The following is a 22673-nucleotide window of genomic DNA, read 5'->3' as shown; positions in this document are numbered from 1 at the left end:
GCGTATCTGTCGACCGGCGGGTGGGCCGGGCCACCCCGCCGGTCGACAGATACGCGGGAACGAGAGGACGGCCGCCGCGGCGGCCCGTCATGCCGGCGCGCCGCCGTCAACTCCCCGCGGAGCGGCGGCCATCGCCTTCTCGCCCAGCCGCGCCACCTGCGAGTGCACCCGGTGCGCCAGCAGGTCCAGCCGCACCTCGGTGTCGCCGTAGGCCGCCACACAAGTCCCGTGATCCGTGGGGACGATGAGGACGTACCCGTGGTCCGACTCGATGACGACCTGCCGTATCTCGGCCCGGTCCCGGTCGGCGAACGCCGCCGCGGCGGTACGGCACGCCCCCTGCACCGTGCTGGTGATCGCGGCCACCCGCTCGCCCGAGGCCCGGGACAGCGCGTCGGTGTACCCCCGCACCAGCCCGTCCCGGGTCAGCAGCACCGCCGCCACCACATGCGGCACCTCCAGGATCGGATCGAGGGCCCATGCCGTGTCGCCCCCATCGCGGCTGATCATCTAGCCGCTCCCCCTTCGTAGTTGTTCGGATGTGTGTCGTGCGCTGTCACTGTCTCGCCTGCCCCGGCCCGCTCTCCTACGGCGCTCTCGGCGTCGTCGAGCGCGGCGCGCGCGGCGGCGGTGCCGGACTGGAGGGCGCCGAGTGCGGCGGCGGCCTGCTCCGGGCGGCGCTCGGGCTGATGTGTCTCCGGCCGGTGTGCTTCCGGCACGGCCGGTGCGACCGGTGCGGCGTCGGCCGGGGTGCGGCGACGGCGGCGCGGCAGGCCGCCGGCGTCGGGAACGGCCTGATGCCCGGACGCGTCGGCGACACCCCGCGCGGCTCGCTCGGCCCGTTCGGTCCGCTCATCGCGCTCGGAGCCGTAGGAGTGGGCCGGTGCGGCGGCGTGCGCGCGGGTGGGCGCGGGGGCCCGGCGGGTCGAGCGCGGGGCGCCGGCCGCGGGCGGCTGCCGCTCGGGGTCGATACGGCTGAGGAGATGGCTGTCGATCCGCAGGACCGCGCGGACACCGCCGTACGGCGAGGGCGAGGACACGTCGACGCTCAGGTCGAACTGCCGGGTCAGGCGGCCGATCGCGGCGAACCCCATACGCGGCGGATCACCCAGGTCGGTGAGCAGGATCGGGTCGGAACCGGCCACCATCCGCCGGGCGTGGTCGCGTTCGTCCTGGGTCATGCCGAGCCCCGCGTCGTCGACGGTGACGCAGGCGCCGTGATGGACGTGCTCCAGGTTGACCACGACCTCGGTGTCCGGCGCGGAGTGCCGCAGCGCGTTGTCGAGGAGTTCGGCGACGATGATCGCGACCGGTTCGACGGCGTGCGAGACGAGCGCGGTGCCGGCTTCGAGGTGGTTGTGCACCCGCACGCGGTGGTACCCGGCGAGCCGGGCCTGCCCGCCGGTCACCGCCTCGACGAGGTGCGACTCCTCGCGCGCGAGCCCGACCCATGCCCCGCACACGACGGCCGCGACCTGCGCACGGCGCAGCGACTGCTCGTTCTCGTGGTCCAGCATGAACAGGGTCTGCGCCAACTCGGGGTCGTCGTACCGCTGTTGGAGCGAGCGCAGGGCGTCCTGCAAGCGGTACAGCGCGGCCTGGATCTCCCGGGTGGCCCCGCGCATCCCGGCCTGCGCGGCGGCGTCGACGCGGGTGCGCTGCGCGGCGAGCTCCGAACGCACCGCCTTGAGCACGCTCTCGAGGGCGATCCCGAGGGGCGAGCCGATGAACTGCGGCTGCGCGGGCCCCGGTACGGCGACCCGGGGATGCGTGAGGTGCCGGGCGGCGGCGGGAATCCGCTGCGAGGCCAGATGCTCGACCTCGGCCGCCAACGCCGCCTGGACACCGTCCAGTCGGGCCCGTAGCAGGGCGATCTCCTCATGCTGCAAGGCGCGTTGACGCCGCGACCGCAACAGCCCGGCACCGAGCACCAGCGCGGACAGCGTGCCGGCGGCGAGAGCACCGGCCACCAGGTCCGGTAATTCGGTCATCGAATCGAGTCCAAGCGAAGTCGGGCAGGGCTGGGTCGGGGCCCTTGAGGCTTAGTCCGGTCCCCTCAGGCGGGGCGCCCGGAGCACAGTACACACCGTCATCGACCGCTCTCGCACGGTGTAACAGGACTTCCCTTCGAAACTGACCGGCCTCTGTTCACTTCTGGGTCAAGTGTCTGAAATGGCGTGTGGGGAAAGAGAGTTGAGCCGTTAAGGTCGATGCATCACGCACGAAGGGGGAGTGGTGTGACGGGGGTGGCGCGCTGGCTGGACGGCATCGAGGAGCGGGCGGCCGGTCTCCTTCCGCCGGAGATCCACGCCTACTTCCGCAGAGGCGCAGGCCAGGGCCTCAGTGCGGCCGAAGCGGCCCCGGCCTGGGACAGCTTCCGCCTGCGACCGCACATCCTGCGGGACGTGTCCCGGTGCGACACCTCGACGACCGTACTGGGCACGGCAGTCGGCACCCCTGCCCTCATCGCCCCGAGCACCCTGCAACGCCGTGCCCATCCCGACGGCGAGGCGGCCACAGCGCTGGGCGCGGCCGGTGCGGGCTCGCTGCTCGCGGTGACCTCGAACACAGCGGTCCCGTTCTCCGCCCTGGAGCCCTCGGGTGCGCCGTGGTGGGCGCAGGTGTACGTGGCCCGCGACCGGTCCCTGACCGAGGAGACGCTCCAGCGAGCCGTCGCGGCCGGTGCCCGGGCGGTCGTACTGACCGCCGACACACCCGTCATCGGCTCCCACGGCCAACCCGGCGCGCACGTCGCCGACTTCGTGGGTCCGGAGGACCTCTACGGCAACGTCACCGGTACCCCCGACCGGGAGGCCGCCGAGCACGCGCCGGACCTCACCCCGGACGTCATCGCCTGGCTGCGCGACCTGACCGGGCTGCCGGTCGTCGTCAAGGGCGTCCTGCGTGGTGACGACGCCCGCGCCTTCGTGGACGCGGGCGCCGCCGGACTGATCGTCTCCAACCACGGCGGCCGCCAGCTCGACGGCCTGGTCCCGACCGCCTGGGCATTGCCGGAGGTGGTCGACGCGGTCGCCGGGACGGGCGCCGAGGTGTACGTGGACGGCGGACTGCGCCGCGGCACCCACATCTTCGCCGCGCTCGCCCTCGGAGCCCGGGCGGTGTTCGTCGGCCGCCCTGCCCTGTGGGCCCTGTCCCTGGCCGGCGCGGCGGGCGTGACCCGTCTGATCGGGGAGCTGACAGCGGAACTCGTCGAGACGATGCGTCTGACGGGCGTGCCCGAACTCCCGGCGATCGGGCGGGACTTGCTGCACCTGCCGGTGGGAGTCGGCCGTTCGGTTGGATCACCGCGCGCCCGTTGATCTTCCCGGCGCGCACCCCCCTTGTGCGTGGGCGGAGCCTCGTTCGGCGTGCATGTCTCCGTGTGGACCGTTCCATCGAAAGGGGGCGGGTGAAGTTCATGGGCAGAGTACCGCCGCACGAATCAATCGTCGTTGCAACTGATTCAGCGGCCATATCTTGCAACTGCACCTCTTTCACTCGTACTGTTCGGGCATTCCGTCGCCGATGCCACCGAGGTACCCCATGGACCGCACTCGCCTGAAGGACCTGCTCGCCCGGGAGAGCGCCGAGGCCGAGCGGCTCAACCCGCGCTCGAAGGCCGCCTACGCGCGCGCCGAGCATCTCTTCGGGCGGGTGCCGATGACCTGGATGAACAAGACCGCCGGAGCCTTCCCCCGCTACCTCGACACCGCCCGGGGCGCCCGCGTCACCGACATCGACGGTCACGAGTACATCGACTTCAGCCTCGGCGACACCGGAGCGATGGCCGGCCACTCGCCCGCCGTCGTCGCGGAGGCCGTGCAACGGCGGTTCGCCGAACAGGGCGGTGCTACGGCGATGCTGCCCACGGAGGACGCCGAGTGGGTCGGCGCGGAACTCACCCGCCGCTTCGGGCTCGCCCGCTGGAGCTTCGCGCTGACCGCGACCGACGCCAACCGCTGGGCGATCCGGCTCGCCCGTGCCGTCACCGACCGGCCCAAGATCCTGGTGAACAGCTACAGCTACCACGGCAGCGTCGACGAGTCGCTCATCGTCGTCGGACCGGACGGCCGCGGCACCGCCCGCCCCGGCAACGTCGGCGCCCCCTGCGACGTCACGCTCACCAGCCGCGTCGCCGAGTTCAACGATCCGGCCCAGCTGGAACGGGAGTTGGCGCACGGCGACGTTGCCGCCGTCCTCATGGAACCCGCGCTCACCAACATCGGCATCGTGCTTCCCGAGCCCGGCTACCTGGCCGCTGTACGCGAACTGACCAGGAAACACGGGACGTTGCTCATCAACGACGAGACCCACACGTTCTCCGCGGGACCGGGCGGCTGCACCGCCGCCTGGGACCTCGAACCCGACCTGCTCACCATCGGCAAGGCGATCGGCGGCGGCATCCCGGCTGCTGCCTACGGCCTCTCCGCCGAGCTCGCCGACCGGTTGCTCGGCCGCGCCGACCTGGACCTGGTCGACATGGGCGGCGTCGGCGGCACCCTCGCGGGCAACGCGCTGTCCGTCGCCGCGACGCGCGCCACGCTCGAACACGTCCTGACCGACGAGGCGTTCGCCCACATGGCCAAGCTGTCCGAACGCTTCGCGGCCGGTGTTCAGCAGGCCATCGACGCCCACGCGCTGCCCTGGACGGTGAGCCGCCTCGGCGCCCGCAGCGAGTACCGCTTCGCGTCCCCGGCACCGCGCACCGGCACCGAGTCAGAGGCCGCCGGGGACCCGGAGTTGGAGGACTTCCTCCACCTCTACCTCGCCAACCGGGGCATCCTGCTCACCCCGTTCCACAGCATGGCGCTGATGTGCCCCGACACCACCGAGCGGGACGTGGACACCCACACCCGGGTCTTCGCCGACGCGCTCGCCGAACTGGCGCACTGACACAGGGAGTTGGAGGCAAGCACGTGGACGACATCGACCGCGCCATCCTGCGCGAGCTACAGACCGACGGACGTGTCGCGTACGCCGACCTCGGACCGAAGGTCGGACTGTCCGCCTCGGCCGCTCGCCAGCGGCTCCAACGCCTCTTGGACACCAAGGCGGTTCAGGTCGTCGGGGTGACCGACCCGATGGCCATGGGCGGGCAGGCCATGGCGATGCTCGGCATCGAGGTGGACGGCGACCCGCGCGCGGTCGCGGACGAACTCGCCCTGCGCGACGAGGTGGTGTACTCCGTGCTCACCTCCGGCGGCTTCGACCTGTTCGCCGAGGTGGTCACCCCGGGGCCACGGGATCTGCTCGACTTCGTCAACGACGTCGTGCGGCCGATCGAAGGGGTGCGCAAGGTCCAGCCGTTCCCGTACTTCGGCATCCACACGCACCGGTTCCTGTGGGACGTGGGCTGACCCCGCCCGAGACATGGATACGCCCAGGACGCCGATATGCCCGAGATGCCGGAGTGATCCAGTAGGCGTCTAATGGGGATGTCGGAAGTGTCACCCGGCGGAAGAGGCCGAGGCCATGGCGCCCACGGAATCCAGCGCAGGGGACGGCCGGACGGCTGCCAAGGGGGTGCTGCGGCGGCTGGGGGAGTGGTGCGCCCGGCACTTCGTGATCGTCATCGTCGCCTGGCTCGTCGCGCTGGCCGCGCTCCAGGTCCTCAACAGGTCCTTCGGGGGCGACTATTCGGACGACTTCTCGCTGTCCGGCGTCCAGTCCCAGCACGGTCTTCAGGTTCTCAAGGAGCACGATCCGGCGGCCGGGGGCTACAGCAGCCAGATCGTCCTGCACGACAAGGACAAGCAGCTCACCTCACTGGACTCGCAGATGTCCGAGACGGTAGGCGACCTGCAGAAGCTCCCGCACGTCCTGTCGGTGCAGAACCCGCTGCCACAGTCCGGAACGCAGACGTCGACGTCCTCCGGCCCGAACGTCGGCCCCCTTTCCTCCGACGCGAAGACCGCGTACATCACCATCCGCTTCGACGTGCAGCCCTCCACCCTCGGCGACGGCTACCTCCACGGCGTCGACTCCTCCGTGAAGCCGCTCCGCGCCGCCGGCGCCCAGGTCGAGTACGGCGGACCGCTCGGCGAACTCGCCCGGCCCGCCGCCGACGACCGGATCAGCGAACTCATCGGGTTCGCCGTGGCGATCGTCGTCCTGCTGATCGGCTTCGGCAGCGTGATCGCCGCCGCGATGCCCCTGGTGACCGCGCTGATCAGTGTGATCGGCGGACTCGCGTGCCTGGGACTGCTGGCGGCGGCGTTCACCTTCGCGACGGTGTCACCGACCCTCGCGACGATGATCGGCATCGGCGTCGGCATCGACTACGCCCTGTTCCTGATCACCCGTCACCGGCAGAACCTCATGAACGGCTCCGATCCCGTGCGCGCCGCCGGACAGGCCACGGCGACCAGCGGCCGGGCCGTGCTCGTCTCCGGCTGCACCGTGATCATCGCGCTCGCCGGACTGTTCGTGTCCGGCGTGCCCTTCATCGGCAAACTCGGGCTCGCCGCCGCCGTGACGGTCGTGTCGGCGGTCATCGGCGCGCTCACCCTCGTGCCCGCCCTGCTCGGGCTCCTCGGCAAGCGGATCGACCGGTACCGGGTGCGCCGCCCGGTCGCCGAGACCGACGCCGAGCCGGGCGCCGAACCCACGGGCACCTGGCACCGTTACGCACAGCGCGTGGAACACCGGCCGTGGACGTTCCTCGCGGCGGGTGTCGCGGCCGTCGTCGTCCTCGCGATCCCGGTGTTCTCCCTCCAGCTCGGCCACATCGGCGACGGCGCCGACCCCACCTCGTTCACGGACCGCCGCGCCTTCGACCTGATGACCGACGCCTTCGGCCCCGGCTCCAACGGCCCGCTCACCATCGTCATCGACCAGACGGGCGTCCCGTCCTCCCAGCGCTCGACCCTCTCCAGCCAGGCCCAGAAGACCCTCGACGGGGTGCAGGGCGCCGCCAAGGTCACCCCGCTGACGACCACCAAGGACGGCGACGTCCTCGTCGGCACCGTCTACTCCCGGCAGTCCCCGCAGAGCGCCGACACCACCGACCTCACCAACCGCCTCGTCCACGACACCCTGCCCGACGCGGTCTCCGGCACCTCCGCCAAGGGCTACGTCACCGGCACGACGGCCGCCCAGGTCGACTTCCGCGACATCGTGTCGAGCAGGCTGCCCCTGATCATCGGCGTCGTGGTCGCCCTGGCCTTCCTGATCATCCTCGCCGTGTTCCGCGGCCTCCTCGTCGCCCTCAAGGCCGCCGTCCTCAACGTGCTCTCCATCGCCGCCTCCTACGGTGTCGTCGTCGCCGTCTTCCAGTGGGGCTGGGGCGGCCCCGCGCTGGGCGTCTCCGGCAAGGTCCCCATCGAGAGCTACGTCCCGATGATGATGTTCGCGATCATCTTCGGCCTGAGCATGGACTACGAGATCTTCCTGCTCTCCCGCGTCCACGAGGCCTGGCTCCGCACCGGCGACGCCGAGGCGTCGGTTGCCCACGCCCTGGAGATCACCGCGCGCGTCATCACCTGCGCCGCGCTGATCATGGTCAGCGTCTTCGCGGCCTTCGTCGTCAGCGACAACATCGTGGTCAAGATGCTCGGCCTCGGCCTGGCCGTCAGCGTGCTGATCGACGCGACCGTCGTTCGGCTGCTCATGGTCCCGGCGGTGATGACCCTGCTGGGCCGGCACGCCTGGTGGACACCTCGTTTCCTGGACCGGATCCTGCCGCACATCGACGCCGAGGGAGACCGCGAGCAGGCGTGAGCGTCAACTGCCGTGAGATGTCCGGCGCTTGAGGGCGTGCCTCTCACCCCCTGCCTCTCAACCACTCGACGGTGGTGTTCCCGGCGTGAGTACGAGCATGGTCACATCGTCCCGGATCTCCGGGGAGTGCCGCAGCAGGTCGGCCCACACCCGCTCCGTCAACAAGGTCGCCTCGGCGTCGGCGAGTTGGGTCAGCCGCTCGACGAAGGGATAGAAGGCTCCGTCCGCGTCCCGCGCCTCCCACACCCCGTCGGAGGCGAGGAACAGCCGGTCCCCGGGCCGCAGTTGGACGCTCACCCCGCTCAGTGGACCGGCGTCGGACAGCCCGAGACCGAGCGGCGTCCACGCCTCGACGGCGGTCTCCGTGACCCGGCCGTCGCGCAGCAGCACGGGCGCAGGATGCCCGCACGCCACGATCCGCACCGCGTCCGCGTCGGCCGTGAACTCCAGCAGCACCGCCGTGGCGAACAGCTCCGCGTGCGCCGACCGCGCCGAGTCCACCACCAGCCGCCGGTCCAGCCGCGCCGCGACCGCCTCCAGGTCCGGCCGGTCGAGGACCGCCTCCCGGAACGCGCCGAGCAGCGACGCCACCGTCGCGACGGCCGACAGCCCGTGCCCCTGGACATCGCCCATGACCGCCCGCACGCCGTACGGCCCGTCCCGCACGTCGAAGAAGTCCCCGCCGACCAGCGTCCCGCGCTGTGCCGCCCGGTACAGCCCCACGCACCCCACCGGCCCCACCCGCTCCGGCAGCGGCGGCACGACGGCCCGCTGCGCCGCCTCGGCGACCGTGCGCTCCAGGTCCAGCTGGGCATCACGGCGACTGCGGACGAAGGACACGAACACGCTCAGCACCGCGACGAACAGGATCGTCAGCAGATCGGTCTCACCGGGATCGTTGAGATGGAACGCCGGGACGGTCAGCAGTCCGACCGTGGCGCCGCCCAGCAGCGCGGTCGCGAGCGGACCGTACGACAGTCCGGCAAGTGGCGGGATGGCGCCCAGCACGAACCCGATGTCGAGGGAGTGGGGGCTCACCAGCGTCGCGACGCCCACACAGGCCACCAGCACGCCCGGCAGCATCCGCACCCACAGCGGGGCCGGCGCGCCCCGCAGCCAGCCCCGCCGGGCCGGCTCCCGGTTCCGGCGCGACACCCGCACACGCACCCTTGCCACACCACCACGCTCCTACGGCGGGACCGGTCCCGCACGCCGAGCGCCTGGTGCCGTATCAAGCAGAGATCAATCAACAGATCAACCGAAACATCGGTCAGATCAGTCAATATTCACCAATCCGCAAGGGTGGCCGCTCCGAATCCCCGAGCGTCAGGGAAGTTGGCATGGAGGACGGACGGTATGACACCTAACTTCAGGAGCGGTACGGGGCGCAGGAGCCTCGCGACCCTCATAGCAGGTGCACTGGCCGCCGGGGGACTCGCAGCCGCCGGTGTGGCCACGCTGGAACCGGGGGCGGCTTCCGCCTCCAGTCACCGGGAGGCCCCGCTGATCTCGGGACACCCCCGGTACGACAACACGGACGTGTACGCCTTCGTAAGTCCGGACAGTCCGGAGACGACGACGATCATCGCGGACTGGATCCCGTTCGAGGACCCGGCGGGCGGCCCGAACTTCTACACGTTCGCGGACGACGCCCAGTACGACATCCACATCGACAACAACGGTGACGCGCAGGGCGAACTGCTGCTGCGCTACACCTTCAGGACGCACACGAAGAACAAGAAGACGTTCCTGTACAACACGGGCCCGGTCACCAGCCTGGACGACCCGGACCTGAACGTCACGCAGACCTACGACATCGAGCTGTTCAAGCTGCACAACCAGAACGTGGTGTCGAAGAGGAAGCTCGCCGCCGACGTACCGGTGGCTCCGTCGAACGTCGGCAAGGCGTCGATGCCGGACTACGACACGCTGCGCGGGCAGGCCGTCCGCGAGCTCGCCGACGGCGCCCGGACATTCGCCGGCCAGGCGGACGACCCGTTCTTCCTGGACCTCCGCGTGTTCGACCTGCTGTACGGCGGGAACCTCTCCGAGGTCGGCAACGACACCCTCAAGGGCTACAACGTCAACTCGGTCGCCCTGCAACTGCCCACCGACATGATCACCGCGTCGAAGGACCAGCCGGTCGTCGGTATCTGGTCGACCACCCAGCGAAAGAACGCCCAGGGCTCCTACGAGCAGGTCTCGCGGCTGGGCAACCCGCTGGTCAACGAGGTCGTCAACCCACTGAAGGACAAGGACAGGTTCAACGCGGACTCGCCGTGGAACGACGGCCAGTTCCTGAAGAACGTGACCGATCCGGAGCTGCCGAAGCTCATGGAGGCCATCTACAAGATCAAGGCGCCCGCAAAACCGCGCAACGATCTCGTCGACGTCTTCCTCAAGGGCGTCAAGGGCCTCAACCAGCCGCCGAACGTGCGACCGGCGGAGATGCTGCGCCTGAACACCTCGATCAAGCCGGCCGCGGACCCGAAACGGCTCGGTGTGCTCGACGGTGACAACGCGGGCTTCCCCAACGGGCGCCGGCTCACCGATGACGTCGTGGACATCTCGCTTCAGGTGGTCGAGGGCGAACTGGTCGGTTCCAAGAACGACTTGGGCGACGCGGTCGACGTCAACGATCAGAAGTTCGGCGACTCCTTCCCCTACCTGGCCGAGCCCGTCGCGGGTTCACGCGGCCCGCTCGCGAAGGGCACGACCGGTGGCAACAGCGTCCGCGACCAGGTCGGCAACGCCCTGCGGCCGGCCGACTCCGCCGGCGGCACGCCCGACACCGGCCTGATCGCCGCGTCGGCGGCCTCGGGCGCGGCGGGGATCCTGCTGATCGGTGCGGGTCTGTTGTGGTGGCGTCGGCGCACGCAGCGGCTGAACTGAGCGGTACGGAACGGGAGAGGGCGGGGGCGGCGCTCCCGTCCTCTCCCGCCGGCATCTGCTCCTGGTCGGCGCCCGGCCGCCCGACGCGGCACTAGAACGGCGTGAGCGTCAGCCGTATCCCCGTGGGCGCCGTGTCCTGGACGTACGACGCGAAGTCCGCCACGTCGTCGAAGGCGAAGCCGTACGCCCTGCCGTCGGCGGTGGCGGCGTGGACCGCCCTCGCGTAGTGGTTCGTGAGGTCGGTGGCGTAGAAAGTCGACGCGTCGGTGGTCGGCTGGGCGGGGTTCGACAGGAGCGTCGACCGGTTGAAACCGGCGCCGAGGACGGCCGCGACCGGGCCCGTGGTGCCGTCGTTCGGGGCGGCCAGGTTGCCGTCGCAGAACAGCACGTCCCGGGTCGACGGCTTGGCGAACGAGACCGAGGCCGGTCCGGTGAAGGTGAACCGGTCGGCGCGCACCCGCCCGGTGAAGGCGCCTGCGTTCGTGGTGACCGTGAGGTCCTTGCCGGTGTACGTGCTCCACACCTCGTCGATGTACGGCGCGAAGTAGTCCGCCGCGAACAGGCCCGCGTCCAGCCCGTGCCCCGGCGCGATGACCCGCGTGTCGCCCACGATCAGCGGGGCGAAGGCCTCGACCTTCCGTACCGCGTCGAACACCGACGCTCGCCCGCCGTCGCGCAGGGTGCCCGTCGTCTGGTCCTGCGCGCCGGTCAGCCGGATGCTCAGCGGCACGCTGAACATGTCGACCATCGTCGTGTTGCAGAACATGCCGGACGCGTTGTGCGTGAACTCGGCGCAGTCGTGCAGGACTTCGTAGTTGGGGTCGGAGGTCACCCAGCCGGCCGGGTACTGCAACGCCGGGTTGCCGTTGCCGTCCGCCACGGCCTTGAACTTGAGCTTCGCGCCGAGCGAGACGTAGATGCGGCCCGACAGGTACGGGAGCGAAATCGTGGTCTCCGCCCCGGAGTTGAGGCTGATCGCGTAGTCGGTGAAACCGTCGGCGCCGTTGTCCGAGAGCGCGATCGGCGCGATCGTCCCGTCGGGAGTGACCCGCACCTGCTTGCCGTCCACGTTTCCGACGATGTAGACGTGCACGTTGGCGTTGTCGAACGAACCGCTGTTGTTGACCAGCGTCAGCGGAAGCGCACCGGCCTCAAGTGCGCTGGTCTCCATGGACTTTGTGTCCGCGAGGGCGTGCGGTGCGAGTGCCGCGAGCGCGGGGGCCGCGACCGCAGCGCCACCGAGGGCGAAGAGCAGCTTGCGGCGGCCGAGTGTGCGCTGATGGCGGGCAGTCGGGGGAGTCATGTGGGGGGCCTCCGGACGAGTCGGGCTGTTCGAAGCGAACGGTGCCGACACTTTGAGAGCGCTCTCACAGCGTGTGTCGGCACCGCCGCCGGGGCCCGATGTTACGCACGACCACGGGCTGAGCCAACGGTTCTGCACGAAGCCATCACCGCGCTGACCTGCGCAGACGTGGTGAGATGGGTGGCTTAACCCCCTCTTAAGGGCCACTTAAGCGCCCGGCGAAGCGTTCACCCGTACTTCATCACCCGTACTCGGGCGCCTCTTCCCTCTCATCGCGCGGCCTCCTAGCCTCGCGACGACCCCTGTCTTTTTCCGTCTCCATGTCCCTTCCTCGAAAGGCGACTTGACGCATGCGTCACCAACTCCTCGGCACGACAAGACGGTTCGGCGTCAGAGTCGCGGCCGTGGCGGTCACCTCCGCGCTCGCCGCGTCCGCGCCGCTCCCCGCCGTAGCGGCGACCGTTCCGTCCGTCCGGCCGTCCTCGCTCGTGGACCCGCTGATCGGTTCCAGCAACGGCGGCAACACCTACCCCGGCGCCACCCTCCCGTACGGCATGATCGCCTGGTCCCCGACCAGCACCACCGGCGACCAGACCAGCACGGGCGCCGCCAACGGGTACGAGTACGGCGCCACCCGCATCCGCGGTCTGAGCCTCACCCACGTCAACGGCGCGGGCTGCAACCCCGGCGCGGCGGGCGACATACCGATCATGCCGTTCGTCGGCGACGTCACCTCGTCACCCTCGGCGGACACCAAGGACGCCGTGTACGCGTCGAACTTCTCGCACGCCGACGAGAAGGCCACCCCCGGCCGCTACACCCTCGGTCTCGCCTCCGGCGCCAGCGCGGACCTCGCCGTCAGCAAGCGCGCCGGAGTCGCCGACTTCACCTTCCCCGCCGACCGCCCGGCGAGTCTGCTCTTCCGCGTCTCCAACTCCCTCAACGGCAGCCAGGACGCGCACGTCGACATCGACAACGCCCACCAGAAGGTGACCGGCTGGGTGTACACGGGCGCCTTCTGCGGGCGCCGCGCCAACGGCGGCGTCAACAACCGCAAGAGCTACTACAAGCTCTACTTCAGCGCGTCCTTCGACCGCGCGTTCTCCTCGGTCGGCACCTGGCACGACAGCACCGTGTCACCCGGCTCGACGACCGCCTCCGGAGGCGAGGGTTACGCCACGGGCGCCGACCGCGCGGGACGCGGTTCCGGCGGCTGGGTCGGCTTCGACACCTCCTCTGACAACGATGTCCGCATGCGGATCGGCATCTCCTACGTCAGCCTCGGGGGAGCCGAGTCCAACCTGCGGCAGGAGATCGCCCCGCACGCGCGCGTGGCCGACGTCGCCGAGGCCGGTGCCCGCGCCTGGGACCGCGAACTGAGCACCGTACGGGTCGACGGCGGCACCCCCGCCCGCCGCCAGACCTTCTACACGGCGCTCTACCACGCCCTCATGCAGCCCAACCTGATCAGCGACGAGGACGGCCGCTACTGGGGCATGGACCAGGCCGTGCACCGGCTGGCGCGCGGGCAGCGGGCGCAGTACAGCAACTTCTCCGGCTGGGACCAGTACCGCGCCCAGATCCAGCTCCTCGCCCTCCTCAAGCCCACCGTCGCGGGCGACTTCGCCCAATCGCTCTACAACTTCTCGAAACAGAACGGCGGAGTCTGGGACCGCTGGGTGCACCTCAGCGGTGCCACCCACGTCATGACCGGCGACCCGTCCGCCGCGACTCTGGCCACCTTCTACGCCATGGGCGTCCGCAACTTCGACTACGAGGGCGCCTTCGACTCCCTCGTCCACCAGGCCACCGTCCCCAACCCGGACGAACTCTCGGACGCCGGCTGCCCCGGCCAGTGCGTGGGCCAACGCCCCAACCTCGCCCAGTACTTGACTTCCCACTACGCCGCCCAGGACGCGTGCCACTGCTGGGGCGGCGCCGCCGAGACCCTGGAGGACGCCGTCGCCGACTCCGCCCTCGCCCAGTGGGCGACACTGCTGGGCCGTAGCGCCGAGGCGAAGACCTTCACCGAGCGCGGCGCCTACTGGCGCAACGTCTTCAACCCCGCCACCGGCTACATCCAGGCCCGCAAGCTCGACGGCTCCTGGGTGACGCCGTTCAGCCCGGCGAGCGACCTCGGCTTCGCACAGGGCTCGGCCGCCGCCTACGTGTGGATGGTCCCGCAGGACGTACAGGGGCTGGCCGAGGCGATGGGCGGCCGCGACAGCGCCGCCACCCGGCTCGACGGCTTCTTCCACACCGCGGACGGCGCATGGTCGGTCCGGGGCGGCGACGCGCTGCGCTACGACCCGACCAACGAGCCCGACATCCATGCCCCCTGGCTCTACGACTCCCTCGGCCAGCCCTGGAAGACCCAGGCGACCGTCCGCCAGATCCTCGACACCGCCTACGGCACCGGCCCCAAGGGCCTGCCCGGCAACGACGACCTCGGCACCATGTCCGCCTGGTACGTCCTCTCCGCCCTCGGGATCTATCCGCGCACTCCGGGCAGCGCCGACCTGCTGCTCGGCGCACCGCTCTTCCCGAAGGCGGTCGTGGACCGGCCGGGCCGCACAGACCTCGTCATCACCGCCCCGGAGGCCGACGACACCCACCAGTACGTGGACGCCGTACGCCTCGACGGCCGTGACCTCACGCGCGCGTGGACCGGTGCGGGCCTGACGCTCAAGGGCGGCAGGCTGGACTTCCGGCTCGTCACCGATCCGAACACGAGTTGGGCGACCGACCCGGGACAACTGCCGAAGTGACGCGCATCGGGTGATGCGCACCAGCTGATGCGTACCGGCCCGGTGGAGTGCCACTCCGCCGGGCCGGCCCGAAAATACGTTGGACGGGTGGGAGATCGCCGCCTAACGTGTGCGTGCACGCCCTGAGACCAGCGGAAGGAGGCGAGTGCCATGAGGTTCACAACACCCCAGCGCTCCCTCCCCGTTGACCCGGCGTGCCTCGCCTGACCTGACCGGGAGCGCTCCACGCAGTACCCCTCCCGGAGGAAACCCATGACCGATCTGGTCATCCGCGCGCTCGACGAGAGCGACGCCCATCTTTTCGACGCCCTTCCCGACACCCTCGGCGCCCGAGCCGCGCACCGGCTGACGACCTGGCGGCCCGACTGGCAGCGGGTGGCGCTGCGCGACGGCACGGTCGTCGCACGCGGCGCCTGGTGGGGCGGCCCGAACGACACCGAACCCTTCACCATCAACTGCTTCGACGTGATCGAGGGCGAGGCGGAGGCGGGGGCCGAACTCCTGCGTACCGCACCCTGGCGCGTCGGCGCGGAACTGAACCTCCCCGCCGGCTGGCGCGACAACCCCGAGATCCGCGCCGCCGCCGAGACCCGCTTCACCGCCCTGCGCGCGGCCGGATACGACCTCCTGGTCGAGCGCTTCATCTACCGGTGGACCCCGGAGTGCGGCCTGCCCGAACGCCCCGGGCGCCTCGTCTTCGCCCCCGAACCCGACGACGCCGTCTTCTTCGACGCCATCCGCCGTATCCACTCCGTCACCCTCGACGCCCACGCCCAACTGGCCATCCGACAAGGGGGAGTCGAGAAGGCCGCACAGGAGGAGATCGACTTCTTCCGCTGGTGCCCGTCCCCGCGCGAGTGGTGGCAGGTCGCACGCACCCCCGAGGGAGACCTCGCGGGCATCCACATCCCGGCCCACAACCCGTCGGGCCCCTGCATCGGCTTCATCGGAGTCGTACCGGAACAGCGCGGCCACGGCTACGCCCGCGACCTGCTGGCAGAGTGCACCCACTACCTCGTCGAACGCGGCGCCGAGTTCATCGCCGCCGCCACGGACCAGGGCAACTTCCCGATGGCCGCGCACTTCGCCAAAGTCGGCTATCCGGTCATCCGGGAGCGGGCCAACTTCCATGTCGTCGAGTAGGCGCGCCGGAACGTAGACGGACAGGACAGTCGCCTTGGACCGCTCGCGATGCGGTCCGGGGCGACTGTCAGTGCCGGGTGCCATGCTGGCGGCAGGTCGATCTACGGCGGGATGGAGGCGGGCATGGGATTCGTCGGCGAGGTCTGGCAGGTGCGCAGGGGCGAGGAGCCGATCGGGGAGATCCTGATCGACGACGCCGATTTCCCCTGGCTTTCGGGCAAGTTCACCGCCGGTCCGGCGTTCGGTGACGTGGAGGAGCTCTTCGCGCGCGAACTGGCCCTGACGAAGGCGGACGACGACGGGCACTGGGCACGGTGGGAGGAGGCCTACGACGAGATCAGCCGACAAGTGACGCTGACCTCGCCGGACGGGCCCGTCCCCGAGTTCCTGCTGCACATCGAGGGGGAGCGGGCCTGGTTCCGGTGGAGCGACGAGCCGTTCGACGAGGACGAGGAGTCCGACAACGAGTGATCAGGTGAGCCGTCGGGCGACCGATCAGCCAGCCTCGCTGTCCACGATCGCTTCGGCCTGGGCCAGGATCTCGGTGACCCGTTGCGCGAATACGGCGTCGCAGGGGTGCGGCCGCCCCGTGCGGACGGCCTCGCTCAGCGCGTCGGCGGCCCGCACCAGGGCGGACACCGCATCGCCCGAGGTGTCCGGCAGGCTGGTCACCCCGGCCTCGCCGCGCAGTTCGACCGTGGCTCCCGCCGCCGCGGTCGGCGCGGTGAGACTCAAGGTCAGCGTGCTGGTCGCACCACCGACGTGGTCCAGGACCAGCAGGACCGTGTCACCGGGACCCCGTACGGCGGCGGCCACCCGGCGGACGTCACCGAGGACCGGCAGCAACACGGAGAGGGCATGCGGGCCCACGTCCCACAGCGCGCCCTTCTCCTGCCGCCAGGGCGAGGCCGCGAACGGGCTGTCACTGGTGAACACCGAGCCGAGCCACTCGGCCCGAGCAGTGAACCAACCCCCGGCGGTGGTCTGTTCGGTCACCCACGCCTCGGTCTCCGGCTGGAAGCGGGTGGTGAAGAACACGACCGACGCGACCCCGGCCTCCCGCACCGCGTCGACCACGGCCCGCCCCTGCTCCACGGTCGGGGCGAGGGGCTTGTCCAGCAGCAGATGCCGCCCCGCCCGCGCGGCCCGCACCGCCAACTCGGCCTGCACGGACGGAGGCAGCGCCACCGCGACGGCGTCCACGTCCGCGAGCAGGGCGTCGACATCGTCGTAGGCCGGTACGCCGTACTGGTCGGCCAACTCCTTGGCGGCGTCGGGTCGGCGGCCCCACACGCCCGCGAAGTCCCACGCGTCGTGCCCACTGAGGGCGGGGGCGTGTGCCATCTGTGCCCAAGGGCCGGTGCCGAGCAGTCCGATGCGCATAGCGCTGCCTTTCCACGGTCGAACCTGGTGACGCGACCGGAGTCATGGCGACCGGCCGGTCGCCGGTGAGCGTGCCACATGAACAGGGCAGGTGCGCAAGCCCTTCCTGGCCCTCGGCGCATGCTCGTCAATGGCTGCGATGCGGCTCTCCCGGCTGTCGTTCCTGGGCCGTGGCGTTGTGCCGCAGGAGTTCGGCCAGCACGGAGACGCCGTCGCGGTCTTCCAGTCCTGCGGCCATGGCCTGGTCAATGAGCTTGCGGTTCGCGTCCAGCTGGGCCATGGGCGCTCCCACGGATGATGCCAGGGCGTCGATCAGCGTCAGGTCCTTGGCGACCAGGGACAGCGTCATGTGGATGGCCGCTTCGTGTGGTCGTACGAAGTTGTCGCGGTTGTAGAGCACGAACGGCGCTGCGGCCGCGCTCTGGGTGAAAGCGTCGTAGGCGGCGGCGCGGTCGATGCCGGCGCGTTCCGCGAGGACCAGCCCTTCGGCCAAGGCTGTTGCCATGGACAGCAGAAGTGAGTTGATCGCGAGCTTCATGATGCTGCCGCTGCCCGATTCTCCGAAGTGGAGGACACGGGTGGCCAGGACGTCCATGACGGGGCGCACCCGGTCGAGGGCTTCTTTGGAGCCGCCGACCAGGAAGGTGAGTTCGCCGCGTGTGGCGAGTTCGACGGAACCGGACACCGGGGTGTCGAGGAGAGTGGCGTCGCGTTCGAGAACCAGAGGCGCGAGGGCCCTTGCCGTCTGCGGGGCGATGGTGCTGGTCTCCAGGACGGTCGTTCCCGGGCGGACCCCGGCGAGGATGCCGTCGGGCCCGTGGTAGACCTCGCCCACCGCCGTGTCGTCGGTCAGGCAGACGATGACGATGTCGGCGGAGGAGGCCGCCTCGCGCGGGGAGCCGGCCACGCGGGCGCCCGTATCCGCCGCGACGTCGAGGGCGCGCGCCCGGGTCCGGTTGGTCACGGTCACGCTGTGCCCTGCCCTGCGCAGGCGCACCACCATGGGGCGGCTGATGCGGCCGATGCCGATCACGGCCAGCGTGGGCAGGGCATAGGTCATGCCTGGCCGCCGTTGAGGTCGAGGTTCACGCCGTTCGCGGCCGGGTTCTCCAACAGGAAGACGGAGCCCTCGACGATGTCCCGCATCGTGGGGACGACACCGGTCAGGATCCGTGCGCGTGCCGCCTCCACGACTCGCTCGTTGCCGGCCCAATGCGGGCTGTCCCCGACCATGCCGGGATGGATGGCGTTGACGCGGACCGGCGCCAGCTCCTTGGCCAGCGTCGCCACCAGGCCTGTCACACCGGCGTTCACGGCGGTGACCGTGGTGGAACCGGGGTAGGGCGCGTCCTTGGCCAGACCGCCGAACAGCAGCACCGAACCGGTGGGGGAGATGCGCGAGCGCAGTGCGTGCACGACCGTGGTGTAGCCGACGATCTTGGTGATCGCCAACTCCGTCGCCCCGGCGATGTCGTAGTCGGCGATCGTGTTGTTGTCACGCCGCATACCGGCGAGAACGATCGAGTCGATGTGCTCGATGCCGCTCAGCGCCTCCTTGAGGGACTCGGGTTTGGAGAGATCGGCCTCGATGCCCCGCACATGATGGGAATCCACCTCGGTATTGAGTTCCGCGGCCACTTTCTCCGCGCGCATACTGTCGCGGCCGGCGATGATCACGGAGGCGCCCTGCCGGGCATAAGTCGCGGCCAGTTCGCGGCCTATGCCGGATGTACCTCCGACGATCAGAACCTGCTTGCTCATGACCAACCCTTCGTCAGGCAGCGGGAGTTGCTGTCGATGACAGCCTGGCGCAGAAGGTAAATCGAGTCCAACGAAAAACATTGACAGCTGTTATCGAAGAAATCGATAATTGGCGGATGGAATTACGGCAGTTGCGCTATTTCATCACTGTGGCCGAAGAACTCAGCTTCACCCGCGCTGCGGCCCGCCTTTTCGCAGCTCAGTCGACGGTGTCGGCAGCTGTCCGCGCCCTGGAGGAGGAGCTCCAGGCGTCGCTCTTCGACCGGTCGACCAGGACAGTGGCCTTGTCTTCGGCGGGCGAGGTGTTCCTGCCAGAAGCCAAGTCGGTCGTCGCGGCCGCGGAACGTGCGAGGGAAGTGGTCGGCGAGGCGTCGAGAACCCTGCGGGGCAGCTTGCGCGTCGGCACGATGACCCGCATCACGGCCCTCGACCTGCCACGCCTGGTGGGGGCCTTCCGCCAACGCCACCCCCTGGTGGACATCCGGATCCAGGTCTCCGGATCCGGAGCGGGCGGAATCGCCGAGGACGTGCGACGCGGCCGCCTCGACGTCGGCGTCGTGGCCCTGTCCGCCACCGACGCGCACGACCTCGACCTGCGGCAGTTCGCGACCATCCCGTACGTGGTGATCCTGCCGTCCGAGCATCCGCTGGCACAGCGGGAACACATCGCGCTCAAGGACCTCGCCCACGAGAACTTCGTCTCGGGGGCGAACGGCTTCGGGTCACGCGCCGCCATGGACCGGGCCTTCGGCGAACTCGGCATCACTCGCCGCGTGTCCGTCGAGATCACGGACATAGCCTCGGCCGCGTCGTATGTGCGAGCCATCGGCGGCGCCGCCGTCGTACCCCGTTACGAACCGGTGAGTACGGCCGGGGTGGTCATCAAGCCGGTGTCCGGCCCCGTACCCTCGCTCGCTCTCTCGTTCGCGGTCCGCGCGGGCCGCGAACCGAGCCCCGCTGTCGCCGCCCTGCTGGAACTCAGCCCCAACTACACGCGCGACGACGGCACGTTCTGAACAGCTTCGACCGCCCATTCACCTCATTCACCGGTGCGGAAAGAGACCGTCCACGTCTTCGACCGGTTCGGCGGACCGCTTCGAAGTCGGTCTCGGGACCGCCCAGTTGGGCTGGGGCGCAACCGTGACCCTGCTGAGCCGGTCCGCGCCGGTGCGTGAAAGCCTCAGCCGGTTCCAGTTCCAGTTCCAGTCCCAGTCCTGGTCCCGGTCCCGGTCGCGAAGGGGCCGCCCTCCCCGAACACGAGCCGTCCGAAGTTCTCGGCGATGCGCACGTGTCCGGCCGGGTCGGGATGGACCGAGTCGGGGAGCGGGAGTTCGGCGTAGTCCTTCTCGCCGTAGAGGGAACGACCGTCCAGGTAGTGCAGGTTCGGGTCCTCGGCCGCCCGCTGCTCCACGACGCGGGCGAGTGCCTCGCGGATGACGGTGAGTGTCAGGCGCCCGAGGGCGCGTTCGGCCGGGTCGCCCGTCGCCCTGAACCGCGCGGTCCCGCCCTCGAAGTCGGGCATGAGAGGGCCGGGCGTGTCCTCCTGCACCGGACAGAGGATGGCGGACACGACCAACAGCGGTGTGGTCGGATGCCCCTCGCGGATGGTGTCGAGGAAACCGTGGACCGCCGGGACGAAGGCGCGCAGGCGCATCGCGTCGGCGTTGACGATGTTGATGCCGATCTTCACGCTGATCAGGTCCGCCGGGGTGTCCCGCATCGCCCGGGCGGTGAACGGGTCGAGCAGCGCGCTGCCGCTGAACCCGAGGTTGACGAGCTCCACTTGGCCCTGGGCGGCAGCCAGAGCCGGCCAAATGCCGGTCGGATGCGTGGCGTTCGAGCCGTGGCTGATGGAACTGCCGTGGTGCAGCCACACCTTGCGCCCGTTGTCCGGCGCCTTCTCGACCGGGGCGTCGGTGCGCAGGGCGATCAGCTCCGTGATCTCGGTGTGCGGGAGCCAGATCTCGATGTCCTTGTCACCCGCGGGCAGGTCGGCGAACCGGGCGGTGCCGGGCTGTCCCTCCGTGAACTCGAAGGACTGGGTCACCATGTCGGTGATCGTGCGCACATTGCCGCCGGCCACCGTGGCGTGGGCGGTGAGACGGCCGTCGACCAGCAGGTCGTACACGCCGTCCGCCGGGGCCGGGAACCCCAGGTAGACGCGCTTGGTGGGCAGCGTGTCCAGCTCGATGGTGGTGGCCCGGGTGCGGAAGACCAGCCGCACACCGGAGGGCTGCGCCTCGGCCACGGCGAGTTGGTCGTCGGGGATCTGCCGGCGCGCCCGGGCGGGCAGCCGGTGCGGCAGCAGACCGTGCGCGGTGGCCTCCACGTCGAGGAAGCCGCGCAGCAGGTCGGTGGTGACGGGGGTGGTGATCGTGTCGTGCTCGGTGGTCATCGCCTCAGCCTGTCGATCGGGGTTTCCGGGACGGTCGGTTGTGGGGCGCGGCCCGGTTCCGCAGCAGCGCGTCGAGCGAATCCACGATCCAGGCCCAGGACTCCCGCGCGTCGGGCGCGCTGTGGTCGAAGCTTCCGGCCAGCTCCAGGCTGACGTAGCCGTGGAAGACGCCGCCCAGCATCCGGACCGCGTGCGTCTGGTCCGGTTCCGGCAGGTCGTAGCCGCGCAGGATCGCCCGTGTCATCTGCGAGTGCCGCACGGCGGCGCTGGCGGCCGCCGTCTCGGGATCGAGCCGGAGCCGTGCCGCCGCGTACCGGCCGGGGTGCTCCCGGGCGTAGCCGCGGTAGGCCTCCGCGAAGGCGGCCAGGGCGTCCTTGCCGGCCCGCCCGGCGACCGCGTCGGAGGCCCGGTCGGCGAGTTCCTCCAGCGCGAACAGGGCGATCCTGGTCTTCAGTTCCTGGGAGTTCTTCAGGTGCGAGTACAGGCTCGCGACCTTGACGTCGAAGCGCCGGGCGAGTGCCGAGACGGTCACCTGATCGAAGCCGACCTCGTCGGCCAGCTCCGCCCCCGCCAGGGTCAGCCGCTCCGGCGTCAGTCCTGCTCTGGCCATAACCATCCTCCCATTCGACGATAGCTATTATGTATTTGCCTAAAGGTTTTAGGCAAACTAGCGTGCCGTTCATGAGACCACTGACCGAGCGGGAGATCCGCGCCGCCTTCGTGAACTGCACCAAGGGCGAGGCCAAGCGCCTGTCCGTACCCCGGGACCTGGCCGAACGGCCGTGGGACGACCTGGACTTCCTCGGCTGGCGGGACCCCCAGGCCCCCGGCCGTGCCTACCTCGCCATCGAGTTGGACGGCCGCCCGACGGCGATCGCCCTGCGCTGCCCCGGTGCCGCCTCCTGGCAGACCCGGCGCAGCATGTGCTCGATGTGCATGACCACGCACACCGGAGGTGTCTCGCTGATGACCGCCGCGAGGGCGGGCAAGGCCGGGCAGCAGGGCAACTCCGTGGGCGCCTACATATGCAGCGACCTCGCCTGCCCGCTGTACGTGCGCGGCAAGAAGGACGCGGGCGTCGGCGCGCGGATGCCCGAGTCGCTCACCCTGGAGGAGAAGATCCAGCGGACCGTCACCAACGTCACGGCGTTCATCGCCAAGGTCGCCGCTCGTTGAGCGGTTCCGATTGAGCAGTCCCGCTGCTGGATGTGTTCGCTTTCTTCTATTGGACCTGCGGACCCGGGCCGGAGAAGCTGGACGATGCGTCCCGCCCGTCGTGACCCCGGTCCGAGATCCGGCTCCGGCTCCT

The 22673-nt window shown here is 70.4% G+C and carries 19 protein-coding genes and 1 pseudogene; 10 read left to right on the top strand and 10 right to left on the bottom strand.

Annotation, left to right across the window (positions count from 1 at the left end):
- From ACNFOC_RS56065 to ACNFOC_RS12345, 3 genes and pseudogenes are all read right to left on the bottom strand, one after another.
- Positions 1-91 (bottom strand): annotated as a pseudogene (locus tag ACNFOC_RS56065) (DUF742 domain-containing protein); the annotation flags it as partial.
- Complete coding sequence (locus tag ACNFOC_RS12350) at positions 88-510, bottom strand: roadblock/LC7 domain-containing protein (protein WP_416959154.1); 423 nt, start codon at positions 508-510, stop codon at positions 88-90. The gene ACNFOC_RS12350 and the pseudogene ACNFOC_RS56065, both read right to left, overlap by 4 nt.
- Positions 507-1991 carry an ATP-binding protein gene (locus tag ACNFOC_RS12345; RefSeq protein ID WP_416959153.1) on the bottom strand — a complete coding sequence of 495 codons (1485 nt, stop codon included), beginning with the start codon at positions 1989-1991 and terminating at the stop codon, positions 507-509. The genes ACNFOC_RS12350 and ACNFOC_RS12345 overlap by 4 nt, the downstream gene beginning before the upstream one ends.
- 246 nt (positions 1992-2237) lie before the next feature.
- Between ACNFOC_RS12345 and ACNFOC_RS12340 the strand changes: the two genes are divergently transcribed.
- From ACNFOC_RS12340 to ACNFOC_RS12325, 4 genes are all read left to right on the top strand, one after another.
- Positions 2238-3320 (top strand): alpha-hydroxy acid oxidase, encoded by a 1083-nt coding sequence (locus ACNFOC_RS12340; RefSeq protein WP_416959152.1) that lies wholly within the window; start codon positions 2238-2240, stop codon positions 3318-3320.
- 223 nt (positions 3321-3543) lie between these two features.
- Positions 3544-4893 (top strand): transaminase, encoded by a 1350-nt coding sequence (locus ACNFOC_RS12335; RefSeq protein WP_416959151.1) that lies wholly within the window; start codon positions 3544-3546, stop codon positions 4891-4893.
- 23 nt (positions 4894-4916) lie between these two features.
- Positions 4917-5357 (top strand): Lrp/AsnC family transcriptional regulator, encoded by a 441-nt coding sequence (locus ACNFOC_RS12330; RefSeq protein ID WP_416959150.1) that lies wholly within the window; start codon positions 4917-4919, stop codon positions 5355-5357.
- A 115-nt stretch (positions 5358-5472) separates the two neighbouring features.
- The gene (locus ACNFOC_RS12325; protein WP_416959149.1) at positions 5473-7719 is read left to right on the top strand and encodes an MMPL family transporter; all 2247 of its coding nucleotides are present in this window, start codon (positions 5473-5475) and stop codon (positions 7717-7719) included.
- A 57-nt stretch (positions 7720-7776) separates the two neighbouring features.
- Here the strand turns inward: ACNFOC_RS12325 and ACNFOC_RS12320 are convergent, their stop codons facing one another.
- Positions 7777-8802, bottom strand: coding sequence for a PP2C family protein-serine/threonine phosphatase (locus ACNFOC_RS12320; RefSeq protein ID WP_416959155.1), 1026 nt, complete (start codon positions 8800-8802; stop codon positions 7777-7779).
- A 273-nt stretch (positions 8803-9075) separates the two neighbouring features.
- Between ACNFOC_RS12320 and ACNFOC_RS12315 the strand changes: the two genes are divergently transcribed.
- A complete protein-coding gene (locus ACNFOC_RS12315; protein ID WP_416959148.1) occupies positions 9076-10611 on the top strand; it encodes a DUF4331 domain-containing protein in 1536 nt (511 codons plus the stop codon).
- A 91-nt stretch (positions 10612-10702) separates the two neighbouring features.
- Here ACNFOC_RS12315 and ACNFOC_RS12310 read toward each other — a convergent pair whose 3' ends face one another.
- Positions 10703-11914, bottom strand: coding sequence for a glycoside hydrolase family 64 protein (locus ACNFOC_RS12310; protein ID WP_416959147.1), 1212 nt, complete (start codon positions 11912-11914; stop codon positions 10703-10705).
- A 350-nt stretch (positions 11915-12264) separates the two neighbouring features.
- On the opposite strand from ACNFOC_RS12310, the gene ACNFOC_RS12305 reads away from it, so the two are divergent.
- The 3 genes from ACNFOC_RS12305 to ACNFOC_RS12295 all read left to right on the top strand — a co-directional run bounded on the left by ACNFOC_RS12305 (position 12265) and on the right by ACNFOC_RS12295 (position 16296).
- Complete coding sequence (locus tag ACNFOC_RS12305) at positions 12265-14682, top strand: GH92 family glycosyl hydrolase (protein ID WP_416959146.1); 2418 nt, start codon at positions 12265-12267, stop codon at positions 14680-14682.
- Positions 14683-14934: 252 nt separating this feature from the next.
- Positions 14935-15825: a GNAT family N-acetyltransferase gene (locus ACNFOC_RS12300; protein ID WP_416959145.1), complete on the top strand. Its 891-nt coding sequence runs from the start codon at positions 14935-14937 to the stop codon at positions 15823-15825.
- Positions 15826-15948: 123 nt separating this feature from the next.
- A complete protein-coding gene (locus ACNFOC_RS12295) occupies positions 15949-16296 on the top strand; it encodes a hypothetical protein (protein WP_416959144.1) in 348 nt (115 codons plus the stop codon).
- 24 nt (positions 16297-16320) lie between these two features.
- On the opposite strand, the gene ACNFOC_RS12290 is transcribed toward ACNFOC_RS12295, so the two are convergent.
- From ACNFOC_RS12290 to ACNFOC_RS12280, 3 genes are all read right to left on the bottom strand, one after another.
- Positions 16321-17208 carry a Gfo/Idh/MocA family protein gene (locus ACNFOC_RS12290; RefSeq protein ID WP_416959143.1) on the bottom strand — a complete coding sequence of 296 codons (888 nt, stop codon included), beginning with the start codon at positions 17206-17208 and terminating at the stop codon, positions 16321-16323.
- A 127-nt stretch (positions 17209-17335) separates the two neighbouring features.
- The gene (locus ACNFOC_RS12285) at positions 17336-18268 is read right to left on the bottom strand and encodes an NAD(P)-dependent oxidoreductase (protein ID WP_416959142.1); all 933 of its coding nucleotides are present in this window, start codon (positions 18266-18268) and stop codon (positions 17336-17338) included.
- Positions 18265-18969, bottom strand: a complete 705-nt coding sequence (locus ACNFOC_RS12280; protein WP_416959141.1) for an SDR family NAD(P)-dependent oxidoreductase — start codon at positions 18967-18969, stop codon at positions 18265-18267. Before ACNFOC_RS12280 ends, ACNFOC_RS12285 begins: the two co-directional genes overlap by 4 nt.
- A gap of 116 nt (positions 18970-19085) precedes the next feature.
- Here ACNFOC_RS12280 and ACNFOC_RS12275 point away from each other — a divergent pair, with 116 nt between their 5' ends.
- The gene (locus ACNFOC_RS12275) at positions 19086-19985 is read left to right on the top strand and encodes a LysR family transcriptional regulator (protein WP_416959140.1); all 900 of its coding nucleotides are present in this window, start codon (positions 19086-19088) and stop codon (positions 19983-19985) included.
- 164 nt (positions 19986-20149) lie between these two features.
- Here the strand turns inward: ACNFOC_RS12275 and ACNFOC_RS12270 are convergent, their stop codons facing one another.
- Together ACNFOC_RS12270 and ACNFOC_RS12265 are read right to left on the bottom strand one after the other, a co-directional pair.
- The gene (locus ACNFOC_RS12270) at positions 20150-21364 is read right to left on the bottom strand and encodes an SGNH/GDSL hydrolase family protein (RefSeq protein WP_416959139.1); all 1215 of its coding nucleotides are present in this window, start codon (positions 21362-21364) and stop codon (positions 20150-20152) included.
- A 4-nt stretch (positions 21365-21368) separates the two neighbouring features.
- Positions 21369-21974, bottom strand: coding sequence for a TetR/AcrR family transcriptional regulator (locus ACNFOC_RS12265; RefSeq protein WP_416959138.1), 606 nt, complete (start codon positions 21972-21974; stop codon positions 21369-21371).
- Positions 21975-22045: 71 nt separating this feature from the next.
- On the opposite strand from ACNFOC_RS12265, the gene ACNFOC_RS12260 reads away from it, so the two are divergent.
- On the top strand, positions 22046-22540 hold the full coding sequence (locus tag ACNFOC_RS12260) for an FBP domain-containing protein (RefSeq protein ID WP_416959137.1): 495 nt from the start codon (positions 22046-22048) through the stop codon (positions 22538-22540).
- The last annotated feature ends 133 nt before the right edge of the window (positions 22541-22673 follow it).

Origin of the sequence: Streptomyces colwelliae, assembly GCF_048158785.1 — a bacterium.
Lineage (GTDB): Bacteria > Actinomycetota > Actinomycetes > Streptomycetales > Streptomycetaceae > Streptomyces.
The sequence above is the reverse complement of the archived record's forward strand: the minus strand, read 5'-3'. Positions and strand labels throughout refer to the sequence as shown.